This is a genomic window from Streptomyces sp. NPDC048196, from assembly GCF_040652715.1.
GTDB lineage: Bacteria > Actinomycetota > Actinomycetes > Streptomycetales > Streptomycetaceae > Streptomyces > Streptomyces siderophoricus.
This window is the reverse complement of sequence record NZ_JBEZMM010000002.1, coordinates 17581-43882: the sequence shown is the minus strand read 5'-3', so window position 1 is coordinate 43882 and position 26302 is coordinate 17581. Positions and strand designations below refer to the sequence as shown.

At 70.4% G+C, this 26302-nt stretch carries 21 protein-coding genes and 1 pseudogene; 9 read left to right on the top strand and 13 right to left on the bottom strand.

The window, feature by feature from the left end; translation table 11 throughout:
* Positions 1-12: 12 nt before the first annotated feature.
* Positions 13-1536, top strand: a complete 1524-nt coding sequence (locus AB0E02_RS03835; protein ID WP_362135658.1) for an MFS transporter — start codon at positions 13-15, stop codon at positions 1534-1536.
* Positions 1537-1776: 240 nt separating this feature from the next.
* Here AB0E02_RS03835 and AB0E02_RS03830 read toward each other — a convergent pair whose 3' ends face one another.
* Positions 1777-2403 (bottom strand): TetR/AcrR family transcriptional regulator, encoded by a 627-nt coding sequence (locus AB0E02_RS03830; RefSeq protein ID WP_362135656.1) that lies wholly within the window; start codon positions 2401-2403, stop codon positions 1777-1779.
* 592 nt (positions 2404-2995) lie between these two features.
* Here AB0E02_RS03830 and AB0E02_RS03825 point away from each other — a divergent pair.
* The 4 genes and pseudogenes from AB0E02_RS03825 (at position 2996) to AB0E02_RS03810 (ending at position 7868) form a co-directional block, all read left to right on the top strand.
* Positions 2996-3736, top strand: coding sequence for an aminoglycoside 3'-phosphotransferase (locus AB0E02_RS03825; protein WP_362135654.1), 741 nt, complete (start codon positions 2996-2998; stop codon positions 3734-3736).
* 143 nt (positions 3737-3879) lie between these two features.
* The gene (locus tag AB0E02_RS03820) at positions 3880-4539 is read left to right on the top strand and encodes a LuxR C-terminal-related transcriptional regulator (protein ID WP_362135652.1); all 660 of its coding nucleotides are present in this window, start codon (positions 3880-3882) and stop codon (positions 4537-4539) included.
* A gap of 109 nt (positions 4540-4648) precedes the next feature.
* Positions 4649-5083, top strand: a pseudogene (locus tag AB0E02_RS03815) (DUF4255 domain-containing protein); the annotation flags it as partial.
* 913 nt (positions 5084-5996) lie between these two features.
* Entirely contained in the window at positions 5997-7868 is a 1872-nt protein-coding gene (locus AB0E02_RS03810; RefSeq protein ID WP_362135650.1) for a sulfatase, read from the top strand.
* 42 nt (positions 7869-7910) lie between these two features.
* Here AB0E02_RS03810 and AB0E02_RS03805 read toward each other — a convergent pair whose 3' ends face one another.
* The 12 genes from AB0E02_RS03805 to AB0E02_RS03750 form a co-directional block, all read right to left on the bottom strand.
* Complete coding sequence (locus AB0E02_RS03805; RefSeq protein WP_362135648.1) at positions 7911-9206, bottom strand: cation:proton antiporter; 1296 nt, start codon at positions 9204-9206, stop codon at positions 7911-7913.
* Positions 9203-10168: a DUF6282 family protein gene (locus tag AB0E02_RS03800; RefSeq protein ID WP_362135646.1), complete on the bottom strand. Its 966-nt coding sequence runs from the start codon at positions 10166-10168 to the stop codon at positions 9203-9205. The genes AB0E02_RS03805 and AB0E02_RS03800 overlap by 4 nt, the downstream gene beginning before the upstream one ends.
* The gene (locus tag AB0E02_RS03795; RefSeq protein ID WP_362135644.1) at positions 10155-10859 is read right to left on the bottom strand and encodes an RraA family protein; all 705 of its coding nucleotides are present in this window, start codon (positions 10857-10859) and stop codon (positions 10155-10157) included. The genes AB0E02_RS03800 and AB0E02_RS03795 overlap by 14 nt, the downstream gene beginning before the upstream one ends.
* A complete protein-coding gene (locus AB0E02_RS03790) occupies positions 10856-13072 on the bottom strand; it encodes an isocitrate/isopropylmalate family dehydrogenase (RefSeq protein WP_362135642.1) in 2217 nt (738 codons plus the stop codon). The genes AB0E02_RS03795 and AB0E02_RS03790 overlap by 4 nt, the downstream gene beginning before the upstream one ends.
* The gene (locus tag AB0E02_RS03785) at positions 13069-13884 is read right to left on the bottom strand and encodes an alpha/beta hydrolase (protein ID WP_362135640.1); all 816 of its coding nucleotides are present in this window, start codon (positions 13882-13884) and stop codon (positions 13069-13071) included. Before AB0E02_RS03785 ends, AB0E02_RS03790 begins: the two co-directional genes overlap by 4 nt.
* Positions 13881-14819: a hypothetical protein gene (locus AB0E02_RS03780; RefSeq protein ID WP_362135638.1), complete on the bottom strand. Its 939-nt coding sequence runs from the start codon at positions 14817-14819 to the stop codon at positions 13881-13883. The genes AB0E02_RS03785 and AB0E02_RS03780 overlap by 4 nt, the downstream gene beginning before the upstream one ends.
* A 317-nt stretch (positions 14820-15136) precedes the next feature.
* The gene (locus tag AB0E02_RS03775; RefSeq protein WP_362135636.1) at positions 15137-16060 is read right to left on the bottom strand and encodes a LysR family transcriptional regulator; all 924 of its coding nucleotides are present in this window, start codon (positions 16058-16060) and stop codon (positions 15137-15139) included.
* Between the two features lie 185 nt (positions 16061-16245).
* The gene (locus AB0E02_RS03770; protein WP_362135634.1) at positions 16246-17517 is read right to left on the bottom strand and encodes a multidrug effflux MFS transporter; all 1272 of its coding nucleotides are present in this window, start codon (positions 17515-17517) and stop codon (positions 16246-16248) included.
* A gap of 44 nt (positions 17518-17561) precedes the next feature.
* Entirely contained in the window at positions 17562-19001 is a 1440-nt protein-coding gene (locus AB0E02_RS03765) for an FAD-binding protein (RefSeq protein WP_362135632.1), read from the bottom strand.
* Positions 19002-19167: 166 nt separating this feature from the next.
* The gene (locus AB0E02_RS03760) at positions 19168-19365 is read right to left on the bottom strand and encodes a 4-oxalocrotonate tautomerase family protein (RefSeq protein WP_030413313.1); all 198 of its coding nucleotides are present in this window, start codon (positions 19363-19365) and stop codon (positions 19168-19170) included.
* A gap of 182 nt (positions 19366-19547) precedes the next feature.
* Positions 19548-21173 (bottom strand): MFS transporter, encoded by a 1626-nt coding sequence (locus tag AB0E02_RS03755; RefSeq protein ID WP_362135629.1) that lies wholly within the window; start codon positions 21171-21173, stop codon positions 19548-19550.
* Positions 21174-21196: 23 nt separating this feature from the next.
* Positions 21197-22546, bottom strand: coding sequence for an NAD(P)/FAD-dependent oxidoreductase (locus AB0E02_RS03750; protein ID WP_362135627.1), 1350 nt, complete (start codon positions 22544-22546; stop codon positions 21197-21199).
* Between the two features lie 221 nt (positions 22547-22767).
* Between AB0E02_RS03750 and AB0E02_RS03745 the strand changes: the two genes are divergently transcribed.
* Genes AB0E02_RS03745 through AB0E02_RS03730 form a run of 4 tightly spaced genes read left to right on the top strand, consistent with a single transcriptional unit; the run spans position 22768 to position 26300 of the window.
* Positions 22768-23034, top strand: a complete 267-nt coding sequence (locus AB0E02_RS03745) for a phosphopantetheine-binding protein (protein WP_362135624.1) — start codon at positions 22768-22770, stop codon at positions 23032-23034.
* Positions 23035-23045: 11 nt separating this feature from the next.
* Complete coding sequence (locus AB0E02_RS03740) at positions 23046-24362, top strand: NAD(P)/FAD-dependent oxidoreductase (protein WP_362135622.1); 1317 nt, start codon at positions 23046-23048, stop codon at positions 24360-24362.
* On the top strand, positions 24362-25138 hold the full coding sequence (locus AB0E02_RS03735) for an alpha/beta fold hydrolase (protein WP_362135620.1): 777 nt from the start codon (positions 24362-24364) through the stop codon (positions 25136-25138). The genes AB0E02_RS03740 and AB0E02_RS03735 overlap by 1 nt, the downstream gene beginning before the upstream one ends.
* 43 nt (positions 25139-25181) lie before the next feature.
* Positions 25182-26300, top strand: coding sequence for a phenazine biosynthesis protein (locus AB0E02_RS03730; RefSeq protein WP_362135618.1), 1119 nt, complete (start codon positions 25182-25184; stop codon positions 26298-26300).
* The last annotated feature ends 2 nt before the right edge of the window (positions 26301-26302 follow it).

The following is a 26302-nucleotide window of genomic DNA, read 5'->3' as shown; positions in this document are numbered from 1 at the left end:
CTCTCCGGGTTCATGCGCGGCCGGACCCTGGCGAACGAACCGGACCCTGACGAACAAAGAGGTTCTCTTATCGTGGCAAGTAGTCAGCAATCAGTCAGCCAGCGGGTAGCGGCCGCGAAAACTGACGGCACTCCCGCCATTCCGTGGATGACGATGTCGGTCGTCCTGGCCGCCTTGTTCATGGCGGTCCTCGACTCGTTCATCGTCGTGGTCGCCGACCCCTCGATCGTGGCGGATCTGCACGCCTCGGACAGCGATGTCCAGTGGGTGTTGGCGGGCTATCAACTCAGTTACGCGGTCTTCATCATTACCGCTACTCGTCTGGCTGATCTGTACGGCCGCAAGCGGATATTCCTTCTCGGGGTGGCTCTGTTCACCCTGTCATCAGTCGCTTGCGCGCTGTCCCCGAACGCAGGCAGCCTTATCGCCTCGCGTGTCATCCAGGGTCTGGGAGCCGCCCTGATGGTTCCCCAGGTGTTTGCGTTCGTCACGGTGCTGGTGCCGGCGGCGAGGCGGCACAGCGTATACGGCGTGCTCGGCATCGTCATGGGTATGGCCACCATCGGCGGCCAAGTCATCGGCGGACTGCTGATCGGCGCCAACCTCTTCGACTCCGGCTGGCGCATGGTGTTCTGGGTGAACGTGCCGATCGGAATTGCCCTGTTCCTGCTCGCCCTGCGCCACGTGCCGGAGACAGGCCGAGCCACCAGTCGCAAGCTGGACATGCCCGGCGTGCTGGTGCTCAGCGCGGCCCTCTTCCTTCTGGTGCTCCCGCTGATCCAGGGGCAGGAGGCAGGCTGGCCCGGGTGGGTCTGGGCCTGTTTCGCGGGCAGCGCGGTCGCGTTCGGCTTGTTCGTCGCGATCGAGCGGGGCCTGGAACGGCGGGGCGGGGATCCGTTGGTACCGCTGACGCTGTTCAGGCAGCGCTCGTTCTCGCTCGGGATCATTCTCGTCCTCGCCCTGTACGCGCTGATCTACTCGTACTACCTGGCCTTGTCGGTAACGATGCAGCAAGGCCTCAACATGTCGGCGCTCGGCGCGGGCCTGGTCCAGGCACCGGCAGCCACGGCATTCTTCGTGTTCAGCATGGTGGCGAGCCGGATCGTCCCGAAATACGGACGACGTGTCCTCGAAGTGGGGGCGATCATCCTGGCGATCGGATACCTGGCGACCGGGCTCCTGCTGTTGTCCGGGCCGCGGATCACTCCCCTGCTCGTGATCCCCACTCTCGTTCTGCAGAGCGTCGGTGGCGGGCTGGTCATCACGCCGGCGCTCAACACGGTGCTGAGCCGCGTCAAGCCGGAGTCGGCCGGTGTCGCGTCCGGGGTCTTGTCCACGACCCAGCAGGTGGGCGGGGCGCTGGGTGTTGCCGCTATCGGGGCGGTCTTCTTCAGCTCGTTCCGTCCCGCGGCAGTCGGCAGGGTTGCCGCCGCCGGTCACGCCTTTGCCGTCGCGTCCTTCGGGGTGTTGGTCTTCGCAGTCATAGCAGGCATTGCCGTCTTCCTTCTGCCGAAGCGGCCGGCGGCCCAGGCCTGAGTGCGAGGATCACCAGTCATGGCCAGGGTTGCGGACCACCAGTCATGGCCAGGGTTGCGGTGGAAGCGGTCCCAGCCGTAGCGACGTCCGGGCACGTCAGTTGCCCGGACGTCCGTCTTTGGGAAGGTCCGCGTCTCGGATGGGGATGAGGAACGGCGCAGCCGGCCAAGTGACCTGACGCGACGATGCGGCGGACCCAAGTCCCCCGCATCGTCGCGTCATTGCCGTGTGGGTACCGCGTTATTGCGGGGCGGTCAGCAGGCCCTCGACGATGCGGCGGACCTTGCTCACCGCGCTGTCGTCCCCGAGGCGGAGAGCCGTGTTGGCGGCACACAACACCGCGTCGATCTGGAAGACGGCGAGTTCGACGTCCAGGTCCGCGATCTCGCCGTTGACAATGGCGTGCCGCAGTTCGCCGGCGATGACTTCGAGCCACTCCTGCTGGTCGCGGAAGAGTGCGTCATGGACGGGCCCGGTCTTGCCGTCGAACTCAGCGAGGTTCGCGGCCCGGAAGCATCCGCCCGCGAACAGCGGGGTCGAGGCGTAGACGACCCACTCGTCGAGCAGCGCGCGCAGACGTGCGACGCCGCGCGGCGCGGACCTGGCCGGCCGGACGACGTTGTCGATGAACATCTCGCGGGCGAAGTCGATGACCGCCAGCTGCAGCGCTTCCTTCGTCTTGAAGAGCGTCTGGATGCCTGCCTTGCTGTGCCCGGTGTCCGTGGCCAGACGGCCGAAACTGACCCCTTCGAGACCGTCGAGCGAGGCGATGTCGACCGCCCGCTTCAGTACGGTCTTCCGGGTCCGGGCGCCGCGCAGGAGGCGTTTGTCGGTGACATCTGCGACATCTGCCGTGGCACTACCCATACGGTCGATCGTACCTCAGGTTGTTTCGGACCCGACCGGCCCCGAAGGCTCCGACAGCCCCCGAGGGCTCCGAGGGCTCCAAGGGCTCTGACAAGGAGATCCTCGGCTCGATCGAGGGCGTAGGCCCGGGCGGAGGCAAGGGGACGGTGATCGTCCCGCGCGGCGTCGCGCACAGTCGCCCCGCCCCGCTCCACCAGTGCGCCGTCGCCGAGCCGGTGAGAGCCGCCACGACTGGCGCCCCCTGGACCGCTTCACCGACCCAACGGCACACCGCAAGAGCTGGGCCTGTCGTTCCGGGCCGAGGGTTACCGTGGGCCCGGCCGGTGATCATGGCCACCTGGCTGCGAGGAAGGGCGTTGTTGGACGGCCGATGAGTCGATCTTGGCCCGGAGATGTACACCTCGGGCCTGCCTCTGGCCACGCCGGAGAGTCACCCGGCCGCCCCCCAGGCACTTGGCCGGCGAACCCGTCGGCACGTTCTGGACGTACGTGGGCCGATCACGACATCGACGGCCTGCTGAGCCGGGCCCCGAGCGGGTGCGCGCTCGAAAACCGCTCGTCCGAGGCGCCGTTGGAGGAGCAGCATGAGGCCATGAATCTTTCCGGACCGCCGACGTGTGAGGTCCGCGTCCCTGCCCCGATCGCCGCTCAGGCCGGAGACCGGCCGCTGCGGCCCGTCTGGCAGAACGCGCTGGGCGGCCTGACCTTCCAGATCGGCACCGGCAAGGCCCGACTGTTCGCCAAGTGGGCACCGACCGGCTCCGGACTGGACCTCGCCGCCGAGGTCACGCGCCTGAGCTGGGCTGCCCGCTTCACACCGGTGCCCCGCGTCCTGGACCACGGAGCCGACGAGGACGGGGCCTGGCTCGTCACCCACGGGCTGCCCGGCGAGAGCGCCGTCAGCCCGCGCTGGACGGCCGATCCCGGCACCGCGGTACGGGCCCTGGGGGCAGGACTGCGCGCCCTGCACGAGCAACTGCCGGTGGCCGACTGCCCTTTCAGTTGGTCGGTCGCCCACCGCCTGGAACGCGCCCGGAGCGCCGGACTGGACGTCCCCGCAGATCTGCGGACTCCGCCGATCGACCGCCTCGTCGTATGTCACGGAGACGCCTGCGCGCCGAACACGCTCCTGAGCGAGGACGGTTCCTGGTCCGGTCACGTGGACCTGGGCACGCTCGGCGTCGCGGACCGCTGGGCCGACATCGCCGTCGCCGGCTGGAGCACCGAGTGGAACTACGGCCCGGGATGGGAGCAGACCTTCCTCGACGCCTACGGCATCGCTCCCGACCCGGAACGCACCGACTTCTACCGGAACTTGTGGGACCGCACCTGACTGACCTGGCTCACTTGACCCCGGTGACTCCCGCCGCCACGAGGAGCGCGGGCTGCTGGCGTTGATCACCCGATAAGCATCTGTTGATTGACCTCGCGCATCCTTCGGCAGTCGGTAAAACGGGGGCGGGACGAGGTACATGAGTGCTGGATACACGCGTCACGGTGTCGGTGCACGCCGCCGACCCGCTCAGTCGGGGCGGAGTGGTCAGTCACCTGCAGCACCAGCCCACCGTCGAGATCGTCCGGGACCAGGGCGGCGCGGCGGCCGGGCGGGCGGAGCAGAGGGAACGTGGCAGGGACAGGGAGGGCGAGAAGGAAGGTGCTGGGGAGGCGGTCGGGAATGTGGCGATCATGCCCATCGACCAGTTCGGCGAGAGCGCAGCGACCGAACTGAGACGGCTCGTCCGGGGTGGTGATCAGCGGGTCGTGCTGATTGCCCGGGACCTGCGCGAGCCGGAGCTGATGGCGGTCGTGGAGTACGGCGTACGGGCCATCCTCTGGCGTCATCGGACCACCCCGCAGCGGTTGTTACGGGCGGTGCAGAGCGCGGCGCGCGGTGAGGGGGACCTCCCGCCGGACCTGATCAGCAAGCTGCTCACCCAGGTGGGGCAGCTGCGGCGGTCGGTGGAGACAGCCGCGCCCGCGGGGTTCGTACCGACGCTCGGCATGGCACCGCGCGAGGTCGATGTGCTGCGGCTGGTCGCCGAGGGGCTGGACACCCGGCAGATCTCCCAGAAGCTCGCCTACTCCGAACGCACCGTCAAGAACGTGCTGCATGCGCTGATGACGCGGCTGCAGTGACACAACCGTGCGCACGCTGTCGCGTACGCGCTGCGCGAGGGATACATCTGATGGGGAGCCGGTTGGTGGAGGAAGTTCAGGCGGCGGGTCATCGGGCGGGGGAACGGGATTGATGCACGAAGTCGATGAGGTGCTGCGGTCCGTGCTGCGCGGCGGAGTACTGCCGGACGGCGCCGGGGACGTCGCGTTCGAGGCGCCGACCCGTGACTGGGCGGCGCGGCGCAACGCACCCACGCTCAATGCGTATCTGTACGACATACACGAGGAGGTCGCCCGCCGTGAGCGCGGCGCGATCACGGAGCGGGACGCCGCCGGTGTGGTCGTGCGCAGACATCAGCCGCCGCGTTGGTTCCGGCTGTCCTACCTGGTCACGGCCTGGACCACACGCCCGGAGGACGAGCATCGGCTGCTCTCCGCGACGTTGGGTTGCCTGCTCTCGCACGAGGTCCTGCCGGCGGCCGCGCTGCCGCCCGCGCTCCGCGCGCTGGGGGCGAACCTCCCGCTCACGGTCGCGGTGCCGCCGCCCGAATCCCGCTCGATCGCCGGGCAGCGGCCGCGGCTGAACCGCGACCGCACCCGGTGGATCACCCGGGCGGTGGTGGCGGCGTTGGTCGCGGCCGTCGTGGTCGGGGGCATCATCGGGGGGCCGCCGGCCGCGCGAGCCGTCCAGGACCACTTCGCCGAGCGCGTGCCCGTACCCGCCGCCACCTGGAAGGCATCGCACTCCGGCCCCAAGCACGACGTGAAGCTCGCGTTCGACGGTTACTCCAACACCTGGTGGGGGTCGGGCTATTCGGGCAACTCGGGCGGCCAGTACCTGGAGGCCGGTTTCGGCCAACCCACCGACCTGCTGAACGTTCTGATCACCCCCGGGGCGTCCGCACGCACCCCGCAGGCCACCGACCCGGCCCGGACGCACGAGTTCGACCTGATCGTGACCGACTCGGAGGGCGAGCAGCACGTCTCGCAGCACCGGATCAACGACGGCGGAGCGCAGAAGATCGATGTGGCCGTGCGGAACGCGATGACCGTACGGCTGGTGCTGCACACCGCGTACGGCGCCAGCGACAAGAAGCAAGTGGCCATCGCCGAGCTGGAGTTCTTCACGCGGTCGGCGCGCTAGCCGGCGGGAGCAGAGCAGCCACGAGAATCACCCCGCCCCGGAGCCTGCCACCGGAGCGAAGTGCTCCCGGCGCGCACCCACCGCGCGCCGGGAGCACCCTGCCGAGGCGGGGTCTCCTTGACCAAGGACCCCCCGGTAGAACTCCCTCGCCTGCCGGGCGCCGCCGCCGAAGCTGATATACGGGTGGGTGTGCCCGCTCTGCTCGTCAACGAAGTCATGCCCTGCGATTGAACCGGATCCGCCGCCCGGCCGTATAGAGAAGGGCGGCGGCTCTGATCTCGCAGGTCCTGGCCTGCCGTGCCACCACCGGGCCCCGCACGGAAGGACCTTCGCGTTGTCACTCTCCCCGCGCCTTCATCAGCAGCCGAATGCGGACGCAGCGGCCACCGCGGACGAGGCAGCCACCGCCGAAGAGCCACTCGCGGACGCGGGCCTGCCGCCGGACGCGCCCGCAGAGCAGGTCCCGAACGATGCCGCCACGGGTGATGACATCGCCGATGGCGACACCTGGCGCGACCGTCTCCCGGCCACCGCGCGGATCCTCGCCCACGGCACCACGGCCCTCTCCGCCCTCCTCGTCCTCCTCGCCCTCCTCCTGCCGAGTCAGCTGACTCTCCTGACTCCCGGTCAGTTCCTCCGCATCCCTGTGGAGGCCGTCTTCGGTGCCGCCCTGTTGCTCGTCCTCCCACCTCGGGCGAGGCGCGTGGCGTCCGCTCTCGCCGGGGCCGGTCTCGGGCTGCTGACCGTGCTGAACCTCCTCGACATCGGCTTCAACGAGGCTCTCGGCCGAGGGTTCAATCCGGTGTTCGACTGGCCACTGCTCGGCGATGGCGAATCGTTCCTCCAGGACTCGATCGGCCGGGCGAAGGCGAGCGCTGTCGCGATCGGGGCCCTGGCCCTCGTTCTCACCCTGCTTGTCCTGATGACGCTGGCGGTCGTCCGGCTCGGCAATCTCATGGCCCGACACAGCGCCACCGCGACCCGGACCACTTTGGTGCTCGGGACCCTCTGGGTCGCCTGCACGGTGATCGGCGTGCAGGTGGCCGGCGTGCCGGTGGCCGCAGAAAGCACAGCCGGAGTCCTGCAGAACCGGGCGCAGCAGGTGCGGGCGAGCCTGGCGGACGAGCAGGCGTTCGCAAAGGAGGCCGGCGCCGACGCGTTCCGCGACACCCCGGGCGACCGGCTGCTGACCGGACTGCGCGGCAAGGACGTCATCTTCACGTTCATAGAGAGCTACGGGCGCAGCGCCATCGAAGACCCGTTGATGGCGCCGGGAGTCGACGCAGCCCTCGCGGACGGGACCAAGCGGCTGCGTGCGGCCGGGTACTCCGCCCGCAGCGGCTGGCTCACCTCGTCGACCTATGGCGGGAGCAGCTGGCTGGGCCACTCCACGTTCATGTCGGGCCTGTGGATCGACAACCAGCAGCGCTACCGCACCCTCACCGCCAGCGACCGCCTGACCCTCACCAGCGCCTTCAAACGCACCGGCGCCTGGCGAACGGTCGGCATCATGCCGGGCCTCACCAAGGGCTGGCCGGAGGCGTCCTTGTACGGCCTCGACCGCGTCTATGACTCCCGTGACCTCGGCTACCAGGGTCCAAAATTCAGCTGGTCGACGATGCCCGACCAGTACGCCCTGTCGGCCTTCGAGCGCCTGGAACACGGCAAGCACCGCACCAAGGAGCGGGCCGGGCAGCGAGCCGAGCCACACTCGAAGCCGCTGATGTCCTTCGTCATCCTCACCTCCAGCCACAATCCCTGGGCCCCCCTCCCCAAGATGATCGGCTGGGACGAGATCGGTGACGGCTCGGTCTACAACGCCATCAAAAAGGCCGGGCAAAACCCCGTGGACGTCTGGCAGCACACCGCTCAGATACGCACCGAATACGGCAAGTCCATCCAGTACTCGCTGCACAGTCTCATCGCGTACCTGCAGAAGTACGGCACCAAGGACACCGTCCTGGTCTTCCTCGGCGACCACCAGCCCCTCGCGAAGGTCTCCGGCGACCATGCCGTCCATGACGTCCCGGTCACGCTGGTCGCCCATGACCCGGCAGTGCTGAAGCGCATTTCCGGCTGGCACTGGACGCCCGGCCTCCGGCCCGGCCCGAAGGCACCGGTCTGGCGCATGGACACCTTCCGCAACCGCTTCCTGACCGCTTACGGACCCCAACCCGGCTCCGGCGCGCCCCGGCCCGCCTCATGACCAGGAGGCCGCGGGAATACGACAGGGGCGACGACGAAGCGGTCAGCTGTTCCCGACCGGCTGCGCTTTGCCACGCGGTGCGCTCGATGTGCTCGGTGCGCTCGGTGAGCGGTGTCGTTCCGGTGGTCCCTTGCGCAGGAGGGCGGTCAGGGCGGGTGAGGTGAGCGCCGTGGCGGTCAGGGCCATCAGGACGAGCATGGTGTAGAGCTCGGGACCGATGAGGCGCAGGTCCAAACCGGCGGTCAGCACGATGAGTTCGGTGAGGCCGCGGCAGTTCATCAGGGCACCGAGCGAGAGCGCGCCGCGCCAGTCCGAGCCGCAGGCACGGGCCGCAAGGGCGGTGCCGCCCCATTTGGTGGCGGTCGCCACGAGCAGGATGACACCGCACCACAGCCAGGGGGCCGGGTGCGGTCCGAGGGTGCCGATGTCGATCCGCAGGCCCGTGCTGATGAAGAAGAGCGGGAGGAGGAAGGGGACGGCGAACTGCGACATTCCCTGGGCGACGTGGTGGACGGAGGGGGAATCCCGGGGCGTGGCGGCGCCGAAGAGGAAGGCACCGACGACCGCATGGACGCCGATCCGGTCAGTGGCCAGAGCCGCCAGGCACAGGCAGCAGGTGACGAGTGCGAAGGTGGTGGCGGCTCCGGTGCGCCGCAGGACGCGGGCGAGCAGCGGGCGTACGACGCGGAGCAGGAATGCCGCGAAGGCGACGGTGAGGAGGACCGTGCGCAGGACGGCGCCGAGCGAGGTGTTGCGGGCGAGGGCGGCGACCAGGGCCAGCAACGACCAGGCCAGCACGTCGTCGACGGCGGCGCAGGTCAGGGACAGGGCGCCCAGGCGGGTGCCGGTCAGACCGCGGTCGGCGAGGATGCGCGCCAGGACCGGAAAGGCGGTGATGCTCAGTGCCACCCCCAGGAAGAGGGCGAACGGGAGGCGGTCGGCGGTCCCGGGTGCGTAGGGGCCGTAGAGGGCGAGGGCGAGCAGGGCGCCGCACACCAGCGGGACGGCGAGGCCGGTCAGGGCGACCGTGAGGGCGGTGCGGCGCTCGCCGCGTACCACTTCCGGATCCAGTTCCCGGCCGAGCAGGAACATGAAGCACAGCAGGCCGAGCTGGCCCAGGGAGTCCAGGACGGGGGCGAGGTCGGGTGGGAAGAGCGCGGCCGTCGCCGCCGGGCAGGCGCGGCCGAGCACGGAGGGGCCGAGCAGGATGCCGGCGGCGATCTCGCCGATGACGGGTGGTTGACCCAGGCGCTTGCACACCGCTCCCCCCGCCCAGCATGCGGTGAGCACGAGGGGCAGGGAGAGCAGCAGCGCCGGCAGGATCGGCGGTGCGGTCACAGGCTCAGCATCTCCTGAGGCGCGGTGTGGATGAGCTCCGCGATCCGCTCAGGGGTCAAACCGGCCCAGTGGAACACCTTCTGATTCCACGTCAGCCACGACTCGATGTCCATCTGGGACGGCTGGCCGAGGTCCGAGCTGTAGACGACCCTCGGGAGGAGGGACAGGACGTCGGCGAAGTCGGCCCAGTCCTGATATTCGAGAAGGTAGGTGAGCGCGGTCTGCTCGGTCCACACCTGCTCGGCAGCGGCCACCTCGACGAGGTCCTTGTAGGTCAGGCCGGTCATGGGGTTGGCGGGCTGGTTGAGCATCAGACGGGGCAAGTCCAGCCGCACGGCCTCGTCGACCAGCAGCCGCACCTCGTGTCCGTCGGCGTGGCCGGTGGAGATGACCACCGGCAGATCGCGGGCGGCGCGCAGGAGTTCGCGGACTTCCGGGCGCAGTGTTCCGCGGTCGTCGGTGACGGTCAGCGGGCGCTGGCCGTCGGCGAGGAGCGGGTGGGAGGGGGTACGGGTCAGCCGGCTGCGGTGGCTGCGGCCGGTGACCGTGGGGAGGTGGACGATCAGCCGCAGCCCGCTGTCGTCACCGTGCTGGATGACGGCCTGTTCCACGGCCCGCAGGTCGAACCCGCCCGCCAGGTCGTTGAGGACGATCGAGCCGGAGACCGGCAGCCCCTGCTGGCGGGCCTCCCATGCCTGGGCGGCGGTCGAGCCGAGGTGGTTCTTGAGGACCACCCAGCCACCGTGCTCGGCATAGACCGCGCCGGCGGTGGCGGCGGTGTGGCGGCGCAGATACGCGTCCGGGCCGACGTGGTAGTGGACGTCGATGAACCGCGCGTCCCCCGGGGCCGGTGGCGTGGGCCGCGCGGCGGCCGGTTCCTGTGCGCTGATCGCCTCGGTGGACGGCTCTGCGGCCGGGCCCCGAGCCGGGGTGGTGCCCTCGGCGGACTCAGCGGTCGCCATGCTCGCCCCCGTCCTCCCACGGGCGCGCGTAGCCGAAGCGGGCGCGGGCCTCGTCCAGCCGGCTGCCGCCGAGCGCGGCTTCCCGGATACGGGACTCGGTGCGTTCCACGGCCTCGGCGCGGCGGACGACCTCCTCGACGAGAGCGGCCGGGATGCGCAGCGCGCCGTTGTCGTCGGCGACGATCCAGTCGCCCGGGGCGACGGTGGTACCGGCGATGTCCACCTCGACGCCCGTACGGTCCAGCACCACCCGGTTCTTGCCGCTGACCATGGTCACATCGGTGCTGAACAGCGGGTATCCGGCGGATCGGCTCTCCTTCACATCGCGCACCGAACCGTGCACGACAGTGCCGGAGATGTCGCGGTGCAGGGCGACGGAGCTGAGCAGGGAACCCCAGTTGGTGCAGGTACGGCTGCCGGCGTTGTCCACGACGACGACCGAGCCGGCCGGCACGTCGTCGATGTAGTTGGCGGCGTTGTGAAAGCTGGTGGTGTCGTCGATGGCGCGGTAGCGGACGGTGAAGGCGGGTCCGCAGGCGACGGTGCCGGGGGTGCGCGGCCGGATGCCGGGCAGCACGCACGGCGGGGTGCGCATGCTGTCCATCGCGTCGGAGAGGGCGGCGGTGTCCAGACGGGACAGGCGCTCGCGCAACGCCTCGGTAGGCACCGGGGTATCGGTGGCGGTGGTCATGCGGATTCCTCCGTGAGCGTGCGGCGGCCGGTGAGGTGCCGGGCGAGGGACCAGGCAGCGAACTCGGTGGCGTAAGTGGCGACTTCGGGCCCGCGGTTGGGGACCGTCAGGGTGCTGGTGTGCTCGCCGGACTCGTCCTGGACGGTGCAGGTGAGCGCGAGCGTGCCGGTGTGGGTCGTACGGTCCCCGCCGTCCCAGACGCCGGACAGGGCAACAGCGAGTGCGCCCGAGCCGTCGGCGGTGGTGCGTTCGCGGGCCACTTCGGAGGCGAAGAGGCCCTCGGTGAGCCGGTCGTCGACGGTCAGGACGAGGGCGCGCTCGTCCAGGAGCTCGGCCAGTTCCTGGACCGCGGTGCGGTCCCGGTCGGTGACGATGTGGTCGGCGAGCGCCGCGTCCAGGCGCTTGGCCAGGTCATCGGCGGCTTCGGGCGGGCAGCCGAGCCGGATGTCGACGTAGGGGTAGTGCCAGCGGTAGGCGGGCTTCCCCGGCACTCCGCGCTCGCGTACGAGCGCATCGACCAGGGCTGCCGCGTCCGCCTCGATGATGCCGAGCGTGCGACGGAAGACGGTGGTCACCTCGGGCGGCTCGGGGAGGTGCGGCAGGCCGTCGCGCAGCACGGACTCCAGCATCGGCAGGCATTCGCGGGGCGGGCCGGGGAGCATGATCACGGTGCTGCCCTGGGCCTCGGTGCGGCAGCCCCAGGCGGTCCCGTTGGTGTTCGGCAGCAGGTCGGCTCCCGCGGCGAACAGCGCCTGCCGGCGGTTGTCGTCGTGGATGGCGACGCCGAAGCGGGTGAGGCGCGCCACGACGCCCTGCCATGCCTCCTCCCGGTGCTCCAGCGGGCGTCCCAGCGCGCGGGCCACGGCACTGCGGGTCACGTCGTCGGAGGTGGGGCCGAGTCCGCCCATCACCACGATGACGTCGTCGCGGCCGAGGGAGGGCCGGATGGCGTCGGCGATGGTCGCCTCGTCGTCGCCGATGGTGTGGCGGACGCGGACCGGGATGCCGCGCTCGCCGAGCATCCGGGAGGCGTTGCCCGCGTTGGAGTCCTCCAGGTCACCGCGGAGCAGTTCGTCGCCGATGGTGACGATGGCGGCGGTGGGGGTGTGCGGTACCTCGCGGCAGGCGTCGATGACCGCCTGGGCCGCTTCGGTGGTGGTGGCGGCGCCGCCCAGGTCGTAGGTGACCCGGTCGCGGCGGCGGGTGACATGCCGTACGGCGTCCTGGATGCTGCCGGCCTCGTCCTTGAAGCCGAGGTGCGCCAGCATCAGGCCGATGGTGAGGAACGCCGCGGCGGGGTTGGCGCGTCCGCGTCCGGCCATCGCCGGGGCGCTGCCGTGCACCGGCTCGAAGTAGTTGCCGGCCTCGCCGATGTTGGCGCTGGGCGCCAGGCCCAGTCCGCCCATCACGCCGCCGCCGAGGTCGGAGAGGATGTCGCCGAACATGTTCTCGGCGACGATCACGCCGAAACGCTCCGGGCGGCGCGCCATCCACAGGGCGACCGCGTCGACGTTGAGGACCTCGAAGGGAATCTCCGGGTAGTCGGAGCCGATGGCTTCCAGTCGCTCCAGGACGTAGGAGCTGCTCTGCCGCAGGACGTTGGGCTTGTCGGCGAGGGTGACCCGCTCGTAGCCGTGGCCCCGGGCGGTCTCGAACGCGAAGCGCAGGATGCGGTCCAGGCCGTGCGAGGTCTGCAGCCGGATGCTCGCGGTGGAGCCGGAGCGGCCGCTGCGGCGGACGTTGGGGTGGTCGGCGACCAGCGGCCACATCTCGTCCGGTACGTGGTTCCAGTCCAGGCCGGCGTACAGGCCCTCGGTGTTCTCCCGGACCACGCAGAAGCGGTACGGCGTGCCACCGCCGAGGTAGTTCTCGACCGGCCGCAGGTTGGCGAACAGGTCCAGGCGCTGGCGGAGTTGAATGATCGGCGAGATGTACTGCGGGGTGCCTGCGCGGAGTTCGGGGGCCAGTTCCGCCAGCGCCTCGCGGCGCGGCTTGCTGGTGGTGGCGCCGAGCAGGACGGCGTCGCTGCGGTCGATCAGGTCCCAGGTGCGGTCGGGGACGGGGGTGCCCTCGGCGCGCCAGCACTCCCAGCCGATGGCACCGAATTCCAGGTCGATTGGCAGGCCGAGGGCCTCGATCACCGGCAGTGCGGCGTCCAGGACCTCCGGTCCGATGCCGTCGCCGGGCAGGACTGCGACGGTCTTGCGGTTCATGACTCTTCAGCTCCCAGGAAGCGGGCGACGGCGTCTCGGGTGAGGGCCGGTTGGTCGGCGTGCGGGCGCATTCCGGCCTGCGGGATGCCCACCAGGTGGTGCCGTGGGCGGGGGCCGGTGGCCAGGTGCTTGGCCTGGACGAGCCGCGACTGTTCGCCGTACAGGTGCAGCAGTGGTCCGGGGAAGTCCCGCACGGGCTCCCGGGCGTCGGCGTCGTGCAGCAGCCGCAGTCCGGTGGACAGTCGCCGTCCCGCCGCGGCTTCATCCGGCGCGGGGCCTGGTGTCCGCTGCCGCGGTACGCTCCCGGGCTCCCGGGCCGGGCCGCTGACGACCTCTTCGAGGAGGTGCAGCGCCGTGGACAGGCCGTGGGTGCCGACGGCGGCGGCGATCCGCTCCAGTTCGGTGTTCAGTTCGTCGTCGGCGACGGTGGGGCCGGAGAGCAGCAACACCTTGGAGTGATGGGTCCACTCGTGGGTGAGCAGGGCCTGGACGACGGCGCCGCCCAGGGCGTTGCCGGCCAGCAGGTCGGGGCTGTCGGTGCCGGAGGCGAGGTGGGCCGCCCAGCGGTCCACGAGGGCCTTGAGGTCGTCGCCCTCGCACCGTAAGGAGAGGGTGTCGTAGAGCGTGATCCGGTGGCCCGAGGCAAGCAGCGGCTCCGCGACCTGCCGGAAGAAGGCGCCATGGTCCCAGCGGGGCATGACGGGGGCGAGGACGACCGCATGCCGCGGTGCGTCGGGCTCGCCCAGAACTGCGGCGGCCGGAGCCGGCGCGGCGTCGCGCACCGGCTCCGGATGCGGGGGACGCGACGTCACCGGGCGCCCGCCGAGGTCAGCTCGCGGGCCGCCGAGAAGGCGTCGCCGATCCGGTCCACGGGGAGCTTGGCGCGCTCCTCCACGGAGAGGTCGAAGTGGCCCAGCACCAGGTCGGGCAGCGGCAGGGAGGGCGTGGCCTCCGCGATCTCGGACTCCATGCGGTGGGCGAGGTTGAGGATCCGGCCGAGGTCGTACCCGCCGTCGGCGGGACGGCTGTGCCGGCCGAGGTAGGCCAGCCACTGCTCGGTGACCAGATTGCCCGGGCCCTTGCCCATGCCCAGGACCGAGGAGTCGATCCAGGTGGCGCCCGCGTCCACGGCGGCGATCGCGTTGGCCAGCGCCAGACCGAGGTTGTTGTGGGCGTGCAGACCGATGGCCGCGTCGGTCACCGAGCGGACCAGGGTGACCAGTTGGGAGACCTCGCGCGGCAGCATGCTGCCGTTGGAGTCGGCGAGGTACACGACGTCGGCGCCGGCGTCGCCGGACAGCGCGGCGAGGTCGACGAGTCTTCGCCGGTCGAGCTGGCTGACCCGGGTGATGTTGACGGTGGTGGTGAAGCCGAGGTCAGCGGCCTGGGCGAGCAGGGCAAGCCCCGGCTCGGGCGCACCGGAGGGCAGGCAGAACCGTACGAGGCGGATGCCGGCCTCGTACATGCGCGTCAGGTCCTCGGAGGTGATGTTCTTCGGGTGCAGGATCATGCAGAGGCGATCGGGCGAGACGACCTCGGCGACCGCACGGATGTAGTCGTCCGCACCCACGCCGGTCCGGCCGATGCCGGGCTGCGGTTTGAACGAACCGTTGCGGTAGCCGATCTCGACCCACTCCATGCCGGCCGCGACGCTCTCCCGGGCGTGGTGCAGCGCGTAGTCGAGCGGGAAGTCGAAGTTGTTGCGGTAGCCACCGTCGCGCAGCGTCACATCAAGATTGACGATCATTACCCCTCCATATATGGCGCAGGCAGTCGGCGGGGTGACAGCAGACGTGCGCGTCCGTCGCGACGCGACGGACCGATGAGAATTGCGCACTTTTGTTGAGCGGGACCCCCCAAAGAACCCCGCAACACCCCGTTAGCGGTCTCCACGGGCCGAAAAGGCCACACACTTCATTTCGGTGAAGCACCGCGGTGTGGCGGGAGCCGGGAGTCCGACGCGGCTAAACTTACCGCACGCCTTCAGCCGAACTCTAATGACCGGGTAAAAATTCACCGGGCGGCTTGTACACCCACCCGACAACATCCATTAACCCCCGTCTTTCATTGCGGCCGGCGGCTTTGCCGAAGCTCCCCCGCGACCTTCCGGCGAACCTGCGCACTCGTCGCCGTAAGCACTTCCAGGCGTTCCGGATCTGCGGTTTCTCGCACGGCGAGAAACATGCAGATGGTGAGGGGCTCCCCCTCCAGGGGCAGCAGCGCGATCCGGCGGGAGGAGACGGTATGGGCCGCCGTCGGGTACATCAGCGTCCAGGCGGGCGCACCCGCGCCGATCTCGGCGAGGGTGTCCTGAAGGCCGGTGGAGGACGGGCCGAGGGGCGGCTCGAAGCCCGCCTTGCGGCAGGCGGAGAGGACCGTGTCGAACAGCACGGGGTTGTCGGTGCGGGAGGCCATCCGCAAGGGCAGCCCGGCAAGGTCGGCCAGGTCCAGCACGTCGCGCCGGGCCAGCGGGTGCGAGGCGGGCAGGGCGACCACCAGCGGGTCGTACCAGAGAGTGAGAAGCCGCAGGCCGGGGGCGCTGTCGATACCGCGGATGAAGGCCGCGTCCAGGCGCCCGGCACGCACCTCTTCCAGGCGGGTACGGGCGTCGAGCGTCTGGAACTCGAAGCGGGTGCCGGCGCCGCGGCCGGGCAATGCGTCCAGGAAGTCGTCCAGCCGTCCCCCCAGCGCGGAGCTGATGCCGATGCGGAAGGTGGCCTCGCTCTGCGTGGCCAGCCTCCTGGCCTTTGCGGCGAAGACGTCCAGCGCCTTCAGCAGTTCCCGCCCCTCGGGCAGCAGTGCCCGGCCGACCGGCGTGAGGGTGACGGTGCGACTGGAGCGGTCGAAGAGCTGGGTGTGCAATTCCCGCTCCAGTCGGCGCACCTGCTGACTGACGGCGGGCTGGCCTATGTGCAGCCGCTCGGCCGCCCGGCCGAAATGCAGCTCTTCGGCGACCGCAACGAAGTACTGAATCTGACGCAGTTCCACAGGACCCCCCGATTCCCAGAGCGATCCCATTGTTGAAAGCAAAACAGTTGGTTGCTGGGGATCGCCCGCACGGCGAATCCTCGCATACCGACGAGCGGCGCCACCACCGGATGGGGCCGCTCGTCGGATCGGGCACTACGAAAGGAGTCCGTGGCGTTTTACCCAGACACTTTTCGGACGACTGTTTACTCGGCGGTAGCTCCCTGCAATTCCGCGGCGGGCTGCGCGGCGCTCCGCATTTCACGGCCGGCCCGCTCCTGCCGCCCGGCCAGCGACAGGAACAGTGCAAAGGCCGCGATTCCCACCACTGAAGCACTGAGGACGAACCACCCCAGGGCGAACAGGTCGCCGGCCGGCAGCCGGCTGGAGACGAAGATCCCCAGCGAGGCCGCGAGCAGCTGGAGCGCGCCCATGAGGCCGGAGGCCGAGCCGGCGGTCGCGCGGAAGGTCGTCACCCCCGCGCTCATCGACAGCGGCAGCAGGAAGCCGTTGCCGTACGTCATCACCGGCATGAAGACCAGCACCAGCAGGCCCCAGGGCGCGCCGGCCCCGCTCAGACCCAGCCCCAGCATCATCAGCGCTCCGACGAGGAAGAACCCGTGGCCCGTCCACAGAAGCTGGTTGATGGGCCGCTTGCGCACCAGCGTGCGCGAGGTCAGGTTGCCCGCGACGTAGGCGATCGAGACGGTGATGTAGCAGTAGCTGGTGGTCTCGGTGGCCAGGCCCATCTTCTCGAAGACGAGCGGGGAGGCGGCCAGGTAACCGAAGTAACCGCCGTACGCCACCCCCAGGTTGACGGTGTAGGCCCAGAACAGCGGGCGGGTCAGCAGCTTGGGGTAGCCCTTGAGCGTGGCGCCCAGGTGCTTGCTGCGCCGCTCCGGCGGCAGGCTCTCCGGAATGGAGGTGACCATCACGATCAGCGTCGCCAGTCCGATCAGCGCGGTCACCACGAACGGGGCCCGCCACGAGACATAGGTGGTCAGATATCCGCCGACCAGAGGGGCTATGGACGGGGAGACGCCCACGATCGGCATGACCGTGGCGAACATCCGGGCCGCGTCCTTCTCCTCGTACAGGTCACTGATCACGGCCCGGCCGAGCACCATGCCCGATCCCGCGCCCAGCGCCTGGAGGAGCCGGCCGGCACCGAACACCTCGACCGTGGGTGCCACCGCGCACAGCAGGGACGCCACGACGAACAGTCCGAGACCGGAGACGATGACGCGCTTCCGGCCGTACGCGTCCGAGATCGGCCCGTAGACCGCCTGCGAGACCGCGATGCCGATCATGAAGGCGCTGAACGTCCATTGCACGGACGCGACCGGGGTGCTGAAGGCGTGCGCGGTGGCCGGCACGCCCGGCAGGTTGATGTCGGAGGCGAACAGGCCGCCGGCGTTCAACGAGCACAGGACGGCGAGCAACAGCGCGTAGGGCGTGCGTGTCGAGGCGGTCTTCATGGCAACGGGACAACTTCCTTGGTCGAGGGTGAGCGGCTGAGGACTCACCTGGTGGGGGTCGGTGCCTGGGCGATGTCGGCCCCGGCCAGCCGCCCGAATGTCAGCGCCCGCAGCACCGAAGTGGCCCCCGGATAGCGGCTGTAGTAGAGCCCGGCGGTCTCACCGATGGCGTACAGGCCCTGGACGGGCTCGCCCTGCTCGGTCAGCACGCGCGAGCGGGTGTCGGTGCGCAGCCCGCCGAAGGTGAAGGTGATGGCGCAGTGCACCGGCCAGGCCATGTACGGCCCGGTGTCCAGCTCCACGGCCCAGTTGGACTTCGGTGGCACGAGGCCGACGGTGTGCTTGCCGTCCAACCGTGTCGGATCGAAGGGAGTGGGCCGGCAGGCGTCGTTGTACCGGGCCACGGTCCAGCTCAGCTCGTCGGGCGCGATGTCCAGCGTGCGGGCCAGCTCGTCGATGGTCGGCGCGGTGATCGGGTCCTTGTCCGTGAGCAACGACCGCTCGTGTCCCTCGATCCGCAGCAGCTTGGCGTCGCAGATCAGGTACGCGGACTGCCGGGCCTCCCGCCAGATGCGGTACGCGACGTCCTCGAAGGTGTTGTCGGGGGTGTCCGACCCCTCGTCCAGGAAGCGCCGCCCGTCCGCGTTGACGAGGATCCCGTACGGGTAGGCCATGATGAGCGCCTCGGCCTGGTGGCTGCGCGGGTCGACGGGCTCGCCGTGGAATCGGTCGTACTGGCCGCTGCGGGCGGCTCCCACCGCCACCGCCATCTCGATGCCCTCGCCCTTGTTGTTCTCGCCGCCGGGCGCGATCGGCCGCAACCCGCCGCCGGTGGGCCCCACATGGCGTTCCAGCAGCTCCGGGTTCCCCTGGAATCCGCCGCACGCCAGCACGACCCGCCGGGCCGCGATGTGCCGCAACCTGCCGTCCTCCTGTACGTGTACGCCGTTGACCCCGCCGAAGACGTCGGTGCTCAGCGCCGTGGCGCGGGCCCCGTAGGCGATCGAGCCGCCGAGCCGCTCCAGCGACGTGGCGAGCTTGTCCACCAGGCCGGCGCCGCCGCCGGCCGGCATCAACCGGGGGCCGCGCGCGGTGACGAAGTAGGTCGGCCGGGTCTCGAACTCCACGCCGTGCCGGTCGGCGAGCCAGCGCACGGTGGGCTCCGCGTTCCGGCTCAGCGCCGCGATGTGGTCGGCGTCCGACTGTCCCTCGCTCAGCTCGTGCATCCGGCTCTCGAAGTCCTCCGCCGGCGTGCCGTCGGCGGCGAGCCGGAGGAACGAACCGGTCCAGGTGGTGTTCCCGCCGCGGTTGTAGCGGCTGGACCGCTCCAGGACCAGGACCCGGCTGCCGGGGGCGTTCTCGGCGAAGCTGACCGCGGTCGCCAGGCCGCCCGCGCCACATCCCACCACCAGCAGATCCAGGGGACCCGAGGCAGCGGCTGCGGCGGCGGAAGACGGTACGGCGGTGTCAAGCGCGTCGCTCACGGCGGCTCATCAACTCCTGTTCCTGATGTGGGGGGACCGGCGACCGGACGGCCGGGAGCCGGCGGTGCGGCCGTTCCCGGGCCGGACCGGGGGTGATCCGGCCCGGAAACGGCGCCAGGGAATGGGTCCGTCCGCAGGCCGTGGTTCCTGCGGACGGACCCTGTGGTCAGCGCTTGGCGGCGCGGGCCGCGAGCGTGTCGCCACCGATCGACCAGCTGTCGGTGGCGATCTCCTGCACGGTCACCCACACGCTCTCCGGCTTGCTGCCGGTGGCCTTCACATAGGCGTCGGTCAGCTCACGGACCAGCTCCGCCTTCTGCTCGGCGGTCTTACCAGGGGTCTGCTGCACGTGGATGAGAGGCATGGATGTCTCCGGGGGTCGTGACGGATCTGTTGACGTACGGTCCCTGGGCCGAGGGGCCGGGGAACCGCCGTGCACCCAGTCCAGCACCGGGCCGGTGGCCGTCCAAGACGCAATCCGATCTGGCACCGATCACGAATCGTGATGCCTCCGGGCGGCCGCTCTCCGCTCCGTGCCGGCCCGGCTCACGCGGCTCCTGCTCGCGCGCCGCGCTCGTCCGCTGCGGGACGGAGGACGGCCGCGGGGTCCGGTGGTACCTCGTCCAGTTCCCGCCCCGCGGTCTCCCGGCCCTTCAGCCCGATGGCGACGGTCGCCAAGGCCATCGGCACGGCGGCGCACAGCCCGATGACCCGCATACCGGGGTAGTGCGCCAGCAGCAGTCCGATCAGCGGCGGGGCGAAGAGCCCGCCGGCCTTGCTGCAGGCCGCGGTGAATCCGCTCGCCGCGCCTCGTACGTCGGTCGGGTAGATCTCGGCGGCATACGGGGCCAGCGTGGCCACCGCCCCACTGGTGCCGATGAGCAGCAGGGCGAGGGAAAGGTAGACGGCCGGACCGGTGCCGGCGCGGCCGGTGGCGGCGAGGCACAGAAGGGCCAGCACGGTGACCACGCCGGAGAGGACCATGGTGCGGCGGCTGCTCCATCGGGCATAGAGGTACGCCACCAGGACGGTGCCGGGTATGGCCAGGAGCGAGGAGAGGGGCAGCACCCGGCCGCCGGCGGCCTTGCCCAGAAGCGTGGGCAGGAAGGTCATGAAGCCCCAGTTGACGAGGGACCAGGAGAGCGCATAGCTGCCGACGACGAGGGTCTTGGCGAGCGCCCCGCGCCCGAAGAGAGGCGCCACCGTGCCCTGGCGCCCGGGGAGTTCGGCCGGCGGGCGGTCCCCGTCGGCCAGCACCATCCGGTAGTCGGCCAGGATCCGTTCGGCCTCGGCGACCCGGCCGTAGCGCACCAGGAAGCGCGGGGACTCGGGAATCCACCGGTTCATCACGATGATGGCGACGGCGAACGGGAAGTGCACCAGCCACATGATGCGCCAGCCGAAGACCGGGATCAGGACGGCGGCCAGCGCGCTGGTGAAGAAGTACGCGGCGACCGTGGCCAGGCCCGCCTGGAGCACCATGACGATGCTGCGCTGACGGGCCGGCACCGACTCCGCCATCAGTGCGTACACGATGGGCAGCAGCCCGCCGGCCGCGATCCCCATCACCAGGCACATGAAGAGGTTCCACTCGAAGGTGGGCATCACGGCACACACGGTGGTCGTGATGAACATCAGGGAGGACAGCAGGATGGTGGCCCGGCGGCCGAGGCGGTCGGCGAGCCAACCCCAGACCAGTGAACCGGCGATGGTGCCGGCCAGCGCCACCACCGGCAGCGCGGCCGCCTCGGCAGGGCTGATTCCGTACTCCTCACGCATCCCCGGGATGATGAACGCGAGCGTGGCGGGCTTCATCACGTCGATGACCAGGGCCAGCGAGAGTGCCGCGATCAGCCGTCGGTGGGCCGGGCTGAGCCGGTCGTCGGGGCCGGGCTCCACGCGGTAGCGGCCGGCCGCGGAAGTGCCCTCGTCCGAGGGCCGGTGCCGGACCAGCCCGATGACGGCGGCGACCAGTCCCACCACCAGCAGGACCATGCCGGCGATCATGTCGGGTGAACCGCCCATTCCCATCCCGGCCATGCGGTAGTGCATCGAGCGCATGGCGAAGAACATCGGCAGGTGCAGGCCGACCCCCGCGCAGGAGAGGACCACACCGGTCCAGAACCACCAGGGCCGGGCGATGCCGGCGCTGTTGTTGTCCGTACGAGCCATGATGATCGCCTTTCCGGTCGCCGTCAGCGGCCCGTTGCGGGGGCGGTGGCCCGCAGTGATCCGAGGTGCCGGTGCCACAGGTGGTTCGGGTCGGCCTCGACCTCGCGCAGCACCTCCCGCATCCTGCCGAGCGCCGCCGGTTCCTCGGCGTCGTACACATCGCCCTGGAGCATCTTCAGGACGTCGACGCGGTAGCGCGGGTCCTGGACGAAGGCGGTGAAGAGGATGTTGAGGCGGTAGTAGATGGAGATGAACTCGTGCCAGTTGCGGACGGCCTTGCCCAGCTTGCCCTCGTACCTCGCGAACCGCTGCCGGGCGAAGTCCCCGGCCTTGTGCGCGGCGATGATGTCGCGCGCGGCCAGCCGGGCGCTGTTGAGGGCGACGCTGACGCCGCTGGAGAAGATCGGGTCCACGAAGCGGGCCGCGTCGCCGACCAACAGCCAGCCGTCGCCGCACAGTTCGCGCATCGCGTAGCTGTAGTCGCCCTCTGCCTTGAAGGGGCGGACCCGCCGGGCGGCGCGCAGCGCGCGGCCCAGTTCGGGACGGGTGTCGATGGAGTCCCAGAAGAAGGCTTCCAGGTCGTTCGCGGCGGCTTGCTTGAAGCGGCTCTTCTGGGTGACGACGCCGATGCTGGTGATCGTGTCGGTGATGGGGATCTGCCACACCCAGGTGTCGGTGAGCGGCAGGAAGTGGACGAAGATGTAGTCCGCCCGGTCCTCGGTGCCGCTGACCGCCTGCCGGTCCAGCCCCTCGAACCAGGTGTGGACGGCGTACTGGTCGAAGACCGGGTCGGGCTCCTTGAGCTTCAGCTGCCGTCCGAGGTGGGTACCGCGGCCACTGGCGTCGACGACCATCCGGGCCGACAGCGACGACTCGTTGCCGCCCTCGCGGTAGGTGAGGTGCTTGATGTCGCCGTCCAGGTCGACGCGTTGTACGCGGGCGCCCTGGCGGACCTCTGCGCCCAGCTCGGAGGCATGCTCCAGCAGCAGCTCGTCGAAGCGCCCCCGGTCCACGTGGTACGTGTGGTCCTGGTGGACCCCGGGCTGGTCGCGCTCGCTGAACTGGACGTCCGCCAGCCGGAATCCGCTGTGCAGGCCCTGGAATCCGAGCCGCGGGATCGAGTCGTCCACCGCCGCCGTCCAGGCCGCTCCGAACTTGCGGGGGAAGCCCGCCTTCTCGACCTTCTCCAGAGCGCCTATCTCCGCCAGTACGGGTGTGGTGGCCGGCACCAGGGATTCGCCGACGTGCGGCCGCGGGAAATGCTCGGCTTCGAGTACGACGCAGGACAGACCGGCCTGCGCGAGATAGGACGCCATGGTCGACCCCGCGGGGCCGCCACCGATGATTCCGACGTCGTACAGGAAATCAGACACAGAGAGTCCTTTCACGGGTTGGCCGAAAATTAGCAGCCGGTCACGCCGATGAACAACCAGTACTGAGAATTGATACCGCGCGCCGTCAACGCATCTGAAAACCCGGGGAATCGATCAGGGAACGTGATCGATTCATTGCGAATCGGGTGTGGTTCGGCCCTCTCTCCTGTGGTCAGCTAGCCGGGTCAGAACGGCCCGGCGGTACGAGAGGGTGCAGCGCAATGACCAAGGACGAGGCGGCCGACGTCGTCAGGGACTACCTCCAGAGCCAGGTACTCGGCTCCCGGGAGGAGGAGATCGCGCTGGACGCGCCGCTCCTGGAATGGGGGATTCTCACCTCGCTCACCACCGTCCAGCTCATCGGCCACCTTCAGACGGCCCATGGAATTTCCATTCCGCACGACCAGGTGGTGGGCTCCAACTTTGCGACGATCGACAGCATCGCGACCCTGCTCGCGGAATTGTCGGAAACTCCGGCGCGGATCTGAGGAGGCATCGCATGACCGATTTCGATATCGGAATCATCGGGGGCGGTCCGGGCGGTTCCACGGCCGCTTCCTATTTGGCGCGGGCGGGTCTTTCGGTGGCCGTTTTCGAGGGGGAGACGTTCCCGCGCGAACATGTGGGGGAATCGCTGGTCCCGGCCACCACTCCCGTACTGGCGGAGATCGGCGCGCTGGAGAAGGTCGATGCGGCCGGCTTCCCGAAGAAGTACGGCGCCGCCTGGACCTCACCCGCCGGCGCCCGCGCCAGTGACGCCTTCGACGTCGCCGATCTGGCCTTCGCCGAGGACAAGGACCTCTGGGGAACCCAGAGTTACACCTACCACGTCGACCGCGGCCACTTCGACCAGCTGCTGCTGGAGCACAGCGGCAGTCTCGGCGCCAAGGTCTTCGAGGGCGCCCGCGTCCGCCGGGTGGACTTCGAGGGCGACCATCCGCACATCGTCCACACCTCCGGCGGCGGCGAGCACGAGGCCACCGTACGCATGGTGATCGACGCCAGCGGACGCGGCACCGTCCTGGGCCGCCAGCTGGGCCTCAAGGTCACCGACCCGACCTTCGACCAGTACGCCGTGCACGGCTGGTTCGGCGGCCTGGACCGCGACGCCCTCGCCTCCCGCGACGAGCTCGCCGGCTACCTCTTCGTCCACTTCCTGCCCGCCGAGGACAGCTGGGTGTGGCAGATCCCCATCACCGACACCGTCACCAGCGTCGGCGTGGTCTCCCGCAAGAGCCGGCTGCGGCAAGCCGGCGGCGACCGGGAGCAGTTCTTCTGGGGGGCACTGGAACAACGGCCCGAACTGGCCGCGGCGCTCCGCGCCTGCACCCCTGTCCGCCCGCTGAAGGTGGAGGGCGACTTCAGCTACGCCATGCGGCAGATCACCGGCGACGGCTGGGCGATGGTCGGCGATGCCGCCCGCTTCGTCGACCCGATCTTCGCCAGCGGCGTGGGCATCGCCATGCACGGTGCCCGACTGCTGTGCAAGGACGTGCTCGCCGCCGCCGAGGCCGGGGACTTCCGCCGGCTGAGGTTCGCGGAGTACGAGGCCGCCCAACGCCGCGGGCTGACCAATTGGTACGACTTCATCACCCTCTACTACCGCCTCAACATCCTGTTCACCGCCTTCGTCCAGGACCCCCGCTATCGGCTGGACGTCCTGCGGCTGCTCCAGGGCAACGTCTACAACACCGACCGGCCGCCGGTCCTGGCCGCCATGCGCGAGGTCATCGAGACCGTGGAGAACAACCCGGACCACCTCTGGCATCCGCACCTCGGCTCGCTGCGCGCCCCGGCCGCCGCGCCACTCTTCTGATGCCGGGGGCGAGACCGGAGCGGCCCTGGTCGCGGCCGCTGGCCGGGGACGACCACGCGACCACGACGCTGGTGTGCCTGCCCTATGCCGGCGGCACTCCGCAGACCTACGAGGGGTGGGTCCCGCACCTTCCCGCGGACGTCCGGCTGTTGGCGGTCGACCTGCCCGGCCATGGGCTCCTGCGCGGCGACGAGCCGGTGCACACCGACCTGGCCCACGTCACCGACAAGCTGTGCACCGAACTGCCCGACCCCCGGCGGGCCGGCCGGCTGGTCCTCTTCGGCTACAGCCTGGGCGGCTGCCTGGCCTTCGCCCTCGCCCGCGCCTGGCGCGACCGCTGGGGCACCGCGCCGTACGCCCTGGCCATCGCCGCCTACGACGCGCCCTGGGCCCCGCGCCGGATCCCGTTCTTCGCCGACCTGCCGCCCGAGGAACTCTGGTCGCGCGTCGGTGCGTTCGGCGCGATTCCGCGCCCCCTGCTGGAGCACCACGAGCTGGCACCGCTGCTCGTCCGGGCCCTGCGCGCCGATATCACCATGGCCGAGGGCTACCGGCCCGCCCCCGCCCCGCCGCTGGGCTGCCGGGTATCGGTCTTCGGCTGTGTCCAGGACCCGCTGACCACCCCGGAGGGGCTGGCGGCCTGGTCCGCGCAGGCAGCGCCCGGCACGTACCGCCGACACCTGTACACCGACCCGCCCGGCGGCCACTTCTTCGCGGAGCGTGACCCGGGGCCCGTGATCGCCGCCCTTTTCGCCGACCTCGGCGCCTCCGTCTGAGCCGCCGCCCCCTTTTCCGCCGGACACCCTGAAGGACACCGTGATGGACACCCGCACCCCCACCGCGCTCGTCGCCTCCGACGGCCCCGGTTTCCGCGCCGACGACCTGGTCCGGGCGGCGATGGACTGGCACTTCGGTCCGGACACCGGCTCCCGTTTCTGGCTGGAGAAGGCCCGCACCTTCTCCTTCGACCCGCGCAAGGACGTCACCACGCTCGCCGATCTGGCGCTGCTGCCCGACGTCACCGACGAGATCCGTACGGTCCCGGTCGGCGACCTCGTGCCCAAGGGCCTCGCCGGCGCCGGGCCCATGCGGGTCTTCGAGACCGGAGGCACCACCGGCCGGCCGCGCCGCATCGTCGACTTCCACGAGTTCCGCCGGCAGGCCGGCTGGTGGTCCTCGTTCCTGGACCGTGAGCAGGTCCCGCAGGGCGGCAACTGGTTGCTGATCGCCCCGACCGGCCCGCATGCCGTGGGTCATGTCCTGCGGGAACTGACCTCGCTGCGGTCGGCCGTTCCGCTGCACATCGACCTCGACCCGCGCTGGGTCAAGGAGCTGATGCGCACCGGCCGGACCGAGGAGGCCCAGCACTACATCGAGCACCTGGTCTCCCAGACCATGGACCTGCTGACGACCCAGACCATCGACGTGATGTTCTGCACCCCGCCGCTGCTGGAGGTGCTCGCACAGTCGCCGCGCGCGGTGGAGCTGATCAACCGCAGCGTCCACACCATCTTGTGGAGCGGGGCATCGATGGACCGTGACACCCGGGACATCCTGCGTCATGAGGTCTTCCCCCGGGTGAAGCTGCGCGGTGCGTACGGGAACACCATCACCGGCGTGTCACCGGAGTACGTCCCCACTGCCGCGGACGCGCCGGCGGACGGCTCGTACGACGACGGCAGCGCGGTCTTCGTTCCCTGCTACACCGGCTTCCTCATGGAGATCGTGGACCCCGCCTCCGGCCGGGGAGCCGTGCCGTACGGAGCCCGCGGACGGGTCCTCGCGCACACCCTCACCCGCGAGACCCTGCTCCCCAACAACCTCGAACGGGACCTCGCGACCCGGGTCGCCCCGGTGCCCGGCCATCCGGCCGACGCGGTCGCCGACGTCGCGCCGTACGCCGAGGCCGAGGGCGAGATCATCGAGGGCGTGTACTGAGC